This is a genomic window from uncultured Eubacterium sp. (assembly GCF_937958975.1).
Lineage (GTDB): Bacteria > Bacillota > Clostridia > Lachnospirales > Lachnospiraceae > Eubacterium_G.
This window is the reverse complement of the sequence record NZ_CALGRE010000045.1, coordinates 245,194-254,067: the sequence shown is the minus strand read 5'-3', so window position 1 is coordinate 254,067 and position 8,874 is coordinate 245,194. Positions and strand designations below refer to the sequence as shown.

10 protein-coding genes are annotated in these 8,874 nt (G+C 33.6%); all 10 read right to left on the bottom strand.

Translation table 11 applies throughout. The annotated features are described in order from the left end of the window. Window positions 1-757: 757 nt before the first annotated feature. Window positions 758-895, bottom strand: a complete 138-nt coding sequence (locus Q5O86_RS09155) for a hypothetical protein (RefSeq protein ID WP_302626839.1) — start codon at window positions 893-895, stop codon at window positions 758-760. Window positions 896-982: 87 nt separating this feature from the next. Beyond that, window positions 983-1,258, bottom strand: a complete 276-nt coding sequence (locus Q5O86_RS09150; protein WP_302626838.1) for an acyl carrier protein — start codon at window positions 1,256-1,258, stop codon at window positions 983-985. A 24-nt stretch (window positions 1,259-1,282) separates the two neighbouring features. After that, entirely contained in the window at window positions 1,283-2,626 is a 1,344-nt protein-coding gene (locus Q5O86_RS09145) for a radical SAM protein (RefSeq protein ID WP_302626837.1), read from the bottom strand. A gap of 265 nt (window positions 2,627-2,891) precedes the next feature. Beyond that, a complete protein-coding gene (locus tag Q5O86_RS09140; protein ID WP_302626836.1) occupies window positions 2,892-3,128 on the bottom strand; it encodes a hypothetical protein in 237 nt (78 codons plus the stop codon). A gap of 41 nt (window positions 3,129-3,169) precedes the next feature. Next, window positions 3,170-3,358 (bottom strand): hypothetical protein, encoded by a 189-nt coding sequence (locus Q5O86_RS09135; RefSeq protein WP_302626835.1) that lies wholly within the window; start codon window positions 3,356-3,358, stop codon window positions 3,170-3,172. A gap of 1,265 nt (window positions 3,359-4,623) precedes the next feature. After that, window positions 4,624-6,162 (bottom strand): lysine--tRNA ligase, encoded by a 1,539-nt coding sequence (lysS, locus tag Q5O86_RS09130; protein ID WP_302626834.1) that lies wholly within the window; start codon window positions 6,160-6,162, stop codon window positions 4,624-4,626. 33 nt (window positions 6,163-6,195) lie between these two features. Then, window positions 6,196-6,681, bottom strand: coding sequence for a transcription elongation factor GreA (greA, locus tag Q5O86_RS09125; RefSeq protein ID WP_302626833.1), 486 nt, complete (start codon window positions 6,679-6,681; stop codon window positions 6,196-6,198). Between the two features lie 135 nt (window positions 6,682-6,816). Then, window positions 6,817-7,770 (bottom strand): tRNA dihydrouridine synthase DusB, encoded by a 954-nt coding sequence (dusB, locus tag Q5O86_RS09120; protein ID WP_368074765.1) that lies wholly within the window; start codon window positions 7,768-7,770, stop codon window positions 6,817-6,819. Window position 7,771: 1 nt separating this feature from the next. Further along, window positions 7,772-8,542 carry a type III pantothenate kinase gene (locus tag Q5O86_RS09115; protein WP_302626831.1) on the bottom strand — a complete coding sequence of 257 codons (771 nt, stop codon included), beginning with the start codon at window positions 8,540-8,542 and terminating at the stop codon, window positions 7,772-7,774. After that, entirely contained in the window at window positions 8,542-8,871 is a 330-nt protein-coding gene (locus tag Q5O86_RS09110; RefSeq protein WP_302626830.1) for a DUF6145 family protein, read from the bottom strand. Before Q5O86_RS09110 ends, Q5O86_RS09115 begins: the two co-directional genes overlap by 1 nt. Between the last annotated feature and the right edge of the window lie 3 nt (window positions 8,872-8,874).

Here is an 8,874-nt window from a genome sequence, read left to right as displayed (position 1 = left end):
TGACGTTGATATAATAGTATATATAGCAGTTCCATGTCCAAATGTATCTTTAGCCCCTGTATATACACCATCATTTGTTATTGTAATCCCTTTTATCTCTTTACCAAGTAGAAATGGGTGAGAATCATCAACACCACTGTCTATTATTGCAATTTTAATTTTCTTCATCGAATATATATTTCCTTTCTTTAGCATTAGTCTTATCGCCTAAACAATATAGAATTTATTATAATTACATTCCATTTTATTCAATGTTATAACTAGCATTGATGAACTACATATTAGAAGATTCACTTCTCTATAAAATTTTTTTTATTATCCATATATTTCTATAAATACTTTAAAAAGTTCATCTGATATACTCCATTTCTTGGCTAGCCATTATCGCTTTGATACTTCCAACTTTAAATATCAACAATAACATTTTCTTTTATTCATAAATGTCAAATTTACTTTTGACTACTAATTTACTTATCAAATACTATATAGAATATAATAAATCACAAGCATTAAGTTAGCAGGTAATATGCTCTAGCCATATAACGATTCTCTATTTGCATTAGAGCTAAAGGCCTATAGGATCCGTTTGCTATACACAAACCATTTATATTCTAATTTTTTTAGACTAACTTTTTTTATTTTATTAGTTCTTCTATAACTAATTATATATTACTCCTTTAATTTCTTTAAGCCATATTTCAGTTCCTAATACTAATAAAAAAAGGATATCCCTCTAAATATGGGATACCCTTTTTAATTATTTGCATCCAACACCTGATACGTTAACAGATGGACAACCAACGCCTGATACATTAATCGTTGAACATGGACATCCTTCACCCACATATAGGCTTACAATTCCTGCTTTAGAAACCTTTTTTTTCTTCTTAAGCATCCTCTTCTCCTCCTTTTTTTATTAAATAATATTAAAAGACATAACTTTAACTTTTAGAATAGTCTGTCTTTATGAACATCAGCCTAATTAATTCAATTTCATTAAGCAATCATAATTACCATTGCGTGATTCATCTATAAGAGACTCTACTAAATTAACAACACCAGATAAAGTACCCAAATTATCTATCATCAACATATTTGATGGTATTTCTATACCAAATTTCTGTTCCAACTCTACTATAAAATTAATAAACTGAATTGACTCCACAATATATTCTGTTAAATCAATATCCTCATCCGATGCAATTAATATAATACACATTGAATCTAAAATACTAATTATTTCATTCTTTACACTCACTCGTAACTCTCCTTTGACCAAATTCTATATAGCCACTTTCGATTCGTATGGAGCAATCAATCCAATCGAATTCATTAATTTGATTGTCTCACTAAAATATTCCTTCTCATAAGGACATACATGTTCATCATCTGTGGCTTTTCCTCTCAATGGGCAATTCATTGCAACACAAAATCCATAAAAACTACACTCAGAACATTTTTCATAATTGGAAATATCTATCCATTTTGCAAGTTTGAATTCATCTATATCCATATCACCAGAAACAAGCATTTTTCCTATCTTATTGTCTTCCGAATCTAGTTCACATGTGCACTTACCAATATCACCATTTGATTTAATAACATATGCATTTCTTTTTCCTGCATAACATACACATCCACCTTGGACAAGAAATCTTTCAAAAAAATTCATGTTCAGCTTAGTATCTGATTTAATAATTTTATTATACACACTTCTAAATGAGTTCGAATCCATCATCTTTGACTTCATCTGTTCTACAGCCTCTCCACCCCAATCTCCTACAGGACGTATAAAAAAAGAAAATCTACTATCGTCACCAAATGTCTTAGAATAAAAATCAATATACTCATCCATTTTGTCAAATATATCTTTTGACACATTCGTTCTGAGTATTATTTTTTGCACTCCACTTTTTGCTTTATTTTTAATCTCAATTAGATTATTAATTATAACATCATATGTTGGTTCACCATTGGCAAACACTCTCTGTTTATCATGCGTTTCTTTAATTCCATCCAACGTAACCTGAACAGCAACTAAATTGTATTTTTGTAACATCCTAAACGTTTCAAAATCGAGGCAGTAAGCATTAGTTGTAATTGTAGTCGTATACATTTTTTTTGCTTTTTTACAAATAGCATCAATTTTTTCGGACATATACTCAATTACATCCTTTGCGAGTAACGGCTCCCCACCAAACCACGATATATCAAGACCACTATATCTAGATATATTTCTTGATATATATTTAATAATGGCATCTTGAGTTTCTTTAGCCATCTTGCCTCTCCCAAATGATTCATAGCAATATTTACATCTAAAATTACATTGTTCAGTTGGCAAAATTATAAGTTGCAATCTAGAGTTAGAGACTACATCTGTCTTAACTAAACGTGCATAAACATTTTCGTCAATCTCTTCATTAACAATCATTTTATTTTCTTTCAAAAACTGAAACACTTCGTTTTCACACTGTTTCTTATGTATTTTACCACTAAGTATTGCATTAGCAATATTAATATTGTCGATATCAGTAAACTTAATTCTACTTCCATACAACGAATTTACAATTACTAACTCTTCATTATCGATAACTTTGTTATTATATTTTGATGGTTTATACACAACTCTTCCCCTTCCGTACTTCAACCATTATTGGTAAACTTATTTTACAAGTCTATCATTTATATTTATTATAGTCAAGAACTGTTTGCCAACTAGTATTTTTTATCTTGTTAAGGTGTCAATGATTAGTTACACATCACCTTCAATATAATGTCAAGGATAAGGTGGAGATTTCTGTCAAGAAATACTACCTGGCCTTAACATTTCTATATATGTTATATTTGCGTAAGACAGACAGCAGACTCCGGTGTCTGCCTTGAACATCTTAAAACATTATCGCCTGACACATCTTTACGAGCTGTTTTTGTATTTTAATTCCTAAACATGTCTTTATATAATCATTTGATTTTCTTTGATATGTCGCCTGCTGTCTTCTTCCATCTTCAATATTATACATATTCATATTTTTGTAAAACCGTTCTTCATCCTGACGGTGCTGTCTTTCCACTTTTCCGTTATGTCTTGGCGTTGCTGTCTGGATTCTATGGTATATAATTCTCATTTCCAATAACGATTCTTCAAATAAAGTTAAATGTTTACTTTTTACACTATTAATCTGTTTTTAAAGTCTGTTCCGTTATCTATCTGCGCTTCTCTGATCGGAAATGGTGCATGACGAATCAGCTTTTCTAAAAAGTCTTTTGAACTGTATATACTATGTTCATCATACATTTCCCGATATGTCCATCGTGTACACTCATCAACAGCTGTATATTGGTAATACTTTTTCATTATTTATCCGACAATACTACAGAACATATTTTACATCTATCTGTATCTTTTGTCTCAGATAGTCTGCTCTCTTATATGGCTTATTTTTACATTTCTTTTTTTTGTGACTTCACAGACTTCAGTTTTGCTGCAATTCTTTTAAATTCTCCATAACTTCTCGTATAACTGTATTTTTCTACCAGTTCCTGATATGCCAGTATTAGGTCTTTCCATTTATTCTTTTTTAATCTATGGCGTATCTGTTTTAATACTTTTTCAGTATGCTTTTTAGGACTGCTTTTCGGTGTATGACTACAATTTTCCAGACTCTAAACGTCCCATCATATCTTTTATCCATTTATAAACTATTTTTTGGCTTGTCCAGTATCTGATTGCTGTTTCTGTAACAAAATGTTTCTTTCAATATTTAATCATTCATTGACGTTGATATGCTTCTTGTGATACAGTTTTCATATAGGAATCTCCTATAGTTTTCTTGATATAAATGTTTTGCCGTTATTATAAATATATCATACAGAGGTGATTTCCTCTTTTTTATTTTTTGTGTTACCTATCTATTGTATCCCAACAATCTTAGTGATTAATTCTTTGGTGTCAATATTTTCTGTTATTTTTTTCAATTCTTCTTCGATATTCATAAGTTATCATCCCCTCTTAATAATGTTTTTTACATATAAATTATACTTTTTAAACTGCTAAAAATTAAGTTTTTAACGAAGTATAATATACACATAAACAAAATAAGAAAGGGTAATACTATGATAGATGTACTAAAGAAAATTACAATGCTGCGGCTAGAACGAAACTAAGCAGAATACGATTTGGCTAAATATTCTGGTCTAACACAATCTACAATATCCACTTCATATCGCAAAAATCAAACACCTACCATTAAATCATTAAAAAAATTTGTAAGGAATTTGGCATTACATTATCACAATTTTTTGCAGAGGATAATAATTCCTTTTCTCTTACCGCCGAACAAAGAGAAATATTAGTTACCGGTCTTCTTTATCTCCAAGACAACAAGAACTTTTTTAGAATTATTTAAATCAATATCCTAGCCTTACATTAACTGAATGATTGCAAGGCTATTTTTCTTTAAATTTACATAAAAAAAGAAGACTGCTATATCTGCAATCTCCTTTAATCGGTTTCTGTCATAATCTTTAAAAATTGGGCGTAAGTTGGGCGTAAAATCCTAAATTTTCTTTTCTAGTCTCCTTAAAAAATTCCTTTATTCACGCCCTTTTCAGCCTATTTTCTTAATCCAACTTCTTCATCGTCGGGAATAATAACACGTCTCTAATTGCCGCCGAATCCGTCAACAGCATACACATTCTGTCAATACCAAATCCAATTCCTCCTGTAGGCGGCATACCAATTTCCAACGCATTCATGAAATCCTCATCGGTTGTATTTGCTTCCTCATCACCAAGTGCAAGAAGTTCTTCCTGCGCTTTAAATCTTTCTCTCTGGTCAATCGGATCATTCAACTCTGAATAAGCATTTGCCATCTCCCAACCATTCATAAAGAACTCAAATCTCTCGACATATTCCGGATTTTCCGGTTTCTTCTTTGTCAACGGAGAAATCTCAATCGGATGGTCCATTATAAATGTTGGCTGAATTAAATGGTCCTCAACAAATTCTTCAAAGAATAAATTTAAAATATCGCCCTTCTTATGATGTTCTTCAAATTCTACATGGTGTTCTTTTGCCAATTCCTTAGCCTGCTCTACAGTCTCCACCTCATTCCAGTCTACACCTGCATATTTCTTGACAGCCTCCACCATTGTTAATCTCTCAAATGGCTGACTTAAATCCATTTCAATACCATTATAAACAATTTTTGAACTGCCACAAACTACTTCTGCAAGATGTCTGTAAAGGTTTTCTGTCAAATCCATCATACCATTATAATCTGTATATGCCTGATAAAGTTCCATCAGTGTAAACTCAGGATTATGTCTCGTATCAACACCTTCATTACGGAAAACCCTTCCTATTTCATATACCTTTTCAAGACCTCCTACAATCAGTCTCTTTAAATAAAGCTCCAATGAAATACGAAGTTTCACATCCTCATCTAAAGCATTAAAATGCGTATCAAACGGACGGGCTGCCGCTCCACCTGCATTGTGTACCAACATAGGCGTCTCTACTTCCATAAATCCCTGTCCGTCAAGATATTTTCTAATCTCACTTATAATCTTTGAACGCTTAACAAATGTCTCCTTAGCTTCCTGATTCATAATAAGGTCCAAATATCTCTGACGATACCTTAAATCAGTATTCGTAAGACCATGATGCTTTTCAGGAAGAATCTGCAGACTCTTTGTGAGAAGTGTAACCTCTGTGGCATGAATACTCATCTCACCGGTCTTTGTTCTAAATGGATAACCTTTAATACCAACAATATCACCAATATCCATTTTTTTAAAATCTTTATATTCCTCAAAAGGTTCTTCGCCCAATTCATTTCTGGATACATACACCTGGATATTTCCTTCTAAATCCTGTATATTGCAAAAAGATGCTTTACCCATAACACGTTTTAACATAATACGTCCGGCTATAGATACTAACTTTGATGAATCTTTGATTAATTTCCCATCTTCATCATGCTGCGCCTCTAACGCATCAAAATTATTCTTAATTTCCATACTATGATGTGTTACATCATACTTTGTAATCTGGAATGGGTCTTTTCCCCTCTCCTGTAAATCAGCCAGCTTTTCACGGCGAACCTTTAAAAGCTGCTTTGTATCAACCTGCTGATTATTATTTTTGTTTTCTGCCATTTTTGTAACTCCTAAATCTTTTTATCTTAAAAATTATCTCTCCGTCTTTATTTCAAGCACCTTATACTTTGATACTACCTCGCCCATCTCGACTTCAACCTCATCGCCTACTTCTTTTCCAATCAATGCTTTTCCAAGTGGTGACTCATTTGAAATTAATCCTTTCAAACTGTTTGTCTGCGTGGAACCAACGATACTAAATTCAAGGTCCTCGTCAAACTCATAATCATGTATTTTAATATGACATCCTACATTAATCTTTGTGTCATCAATGTCATCTGCACCTACGACTTCAACATTTTTTAAAATTTTCTCTATTTCTTCAATTCTTGCTTCAATATCTCTCTGTTCATCCTTTGCCGCATCATATTCAGCGTTTTCTGACAAGTCTCCCTGTTCCCTAGCCTCTTTAATTTTTTCTGCAACTTCTCTACGTTTATTTACCTTTAAATCTTCTAATTCCGCTTCTAATTTTTGTAGTCCTTCATAAGTAAGAATATTCTTCTTTACATCTGCCATTTTTTTGCTCCTCCAATCAAATGCTCGTTCAAAACTTTTACACTTTATAATAGCAAGGTGACACTCCATTGTCAACCACAAGCGCCTATTTATACTAGGGTTTCGCCGTATTTTGAAACGCTATCCCTCAACGCATTACAGCCTGGAATCTAAAATTTCCTGTAAGGAATCCCAGCTCGCAATCTCATTGCATCTCCGTCTGAGTTCTGCCGAGTGTGGCAGCCCTTGTGTATACCATGCGATATGTTTTCTCATTTCACGCACTCCGGTATACTCTCCCTTATATTCAATTAACATAGATGCATGTTTCAAAATCATCTCCTTGACTTCTTTTGAGCCAGGCTTATCAATAATTTTACCGTTTTCAAGATATTCACTAATCTGTCTGAATATCCAAGGATTCCCCCTTGCTGCTCTTCCTACCATAAGTCCATCACACCCTGTATATTCTTTCATCGCCTTTGCATCCTGGGCGGAAAATATATCTCCATTTCCAATCACCGGTATATTTACAGCCTTCTTCACATCCTTAATAATATCCCAGTCTGCTTTCCCGCTGTAATATTGTTCTCTTGTTCTGCCATGCACAGAGATTGCTGCCACACCGCAACTCTCCGCAATTCTCGCAATTTCCACTGCCTGACTTTCTCCATCCCGAAAACCTTTCCTAATTTTAATTGTGACAGGCTTATCTATTGCCTTTACCATCTTAGTTAGAATCTTCTCTACCAGCTTCGGCTGTGTCAGCAGATATGAACCCTCATGATTGTTCACAATTTTAGGAACCGGACACCCCATATTAATATCAATAAAATCACAGTTTCCCTCAGCTACTCTGACTCCTATCTCTGCCATAATATCAGCGTCTGAACCAAAAAGCTGTATGGCAATTGGATGCTCTTTTTTGTCAATATTAAGAAGTATATCCGTATTTTTATTTTTATATAAAATTGCCTTGGCACTGACCATCTCGGAATAAAGAATCCCACAGCCCTGCTCTTTACATAGCAGACGAAATGGCAGGTCTGTTACACCTGCCATTGGTCCTAATGCCAAACTATTTCTAATTTCAACATTACCTATCTTCATATTATTTTCTGTTCTTTTCATAAATTATTCTCATGCCCTGCAATGTAAGTTCATTATCATATATATCAATTCTGTCCGTATTTTCATAAATAATACGTCCCATTCCACCAGTAGCTATTACTCTGAGATTTTCGAGACCACTCGCCTCCTTCATCTTATCAATAATATACTCTGTTTGACCTATATATCCATAAACAATACCTGCCTGCATGCTCGTGATTGTATCTTTTCCAAGAATAGACTCCGGCTTTTTAATCTCTACTTCCGGAAGTTTTGCCGTACAATCCCAAAGAGCCTTCGCACATATCTTAATTCCCGGAGAAGTAACACCTGCCTCAAAGGTTCCATCGGCTCCAATCAAATCATATGTAGTAGCAGTTCCAAAATCTGCCACAATACAAGGACCACCATAAATCTCATATGCCGACACAGCGTCTACAATTCTATCCGAACCCACTTCTCTCGGGTCCGTCCTGTTAATCCTAATCCCTGTTTTTGTGCCTATACCGACAATCATTGGCTGGATACCAAAATATTTTATAATTCCACTATTCAATGAGTACATAACCTTTGGAACAACAGATGAAACAATAACATCTTTAATACTCTTAACATCAATTCCTTTTCTGACAATCATTTCAGCAATAAGGGAACCATATTCATCAGATGTCCTTGCCATCTGTGTTGTAATTCTAAAAGTGGCATATATATCTTTTCCTTTAAATAATCCCAATGTAATATTTGTATTTCCAACATCAACCGTCAAAAGCATTACGCATCTTCTCCTAACACAAATACCTTATAGTACATTTCAAGAGCCTCTAAGAGTTCCCTTTTTTCTAACTGTATCTGATGAATTTTCAGACCGCTTCCGATTTCATCATACAGTATATCATCTTCTTCTGCATCTGTTATCAACTGAAGAAATCCATCCTCGTCATATTCCAAAATCAAGGTTCCACCAACCTCTTCTGTAAACATAACACACATTATCTGTAACTCTTGTCTAATCTGTTCAGGCAAATTCTTAAATCTGTCATTGATATAAAACTTCTTTTCATAGGAATTTGCTCCGCACAGAACTCTATCCTCGTTATACATATC

What these genes read in the sequence shown, in the direction of transcription:
- Q5O86_RS09155 (WP_302626839.1), bottom strand. Translation starts at nt 895, where the DNA reads ATGCTTAAGAAGAAAAAAAAGGTTTCTAAAGCAGGAATTGTAAGCCTA.
- Q5O86_RS09140 (WP_302626836.1), bottom strand. Translation starts at nt 3,128, where the DNA reads ATGAGAATTATATACCATAGAATCCAGACAGCAACGCCAAGACATAAC.
- Q5O86_RS09135 (WP_302626835.1), bottom strand. Translation starts at nt 3,358, where the DNA reads ATGAAAAAGTATTACCAATATACAGCTGTTGATGAGTGTACACGATGG.
- lysS (WP_302626834.1), bottom strand. Translation starts at nt 6,162, where the DNA reads ATGGCAGAAAACAAAAATAATAATCAGCAGGTTGATACAAAGCAGCTT.
- greA (WP_302626833.1), bottom strand. Translation starts at nt 6,681, where the DNA reads ATGGCAGATGTAAAGAAGAATATTCTTACTTATGAAGGACTACAAAAA.
- dusB (WP_368074765.1), bottom strand. Translation starts at nt 7,770, where the DNA reads ATGAAGATAGGTAATGTTGAAATTAGAAATAGTTTGGCATTAGGACCA.
- Q5O86_RS09115 (WP_302626831.1), bottom strand. Translation starts at nt 8,542, where the DNA reads ATGCTTTTGACGGTTGATGTTGGAAATACAAATATTACATTGGGATTA.
- Q5O86_RS09110 (WP_302626830.1), bottom strand. Translation starts at nt 8,871, where the DNA reads ATGTATAACGAGGATAGAGTTCTGTGCGGAGCAAATTCCTATGAAAAG.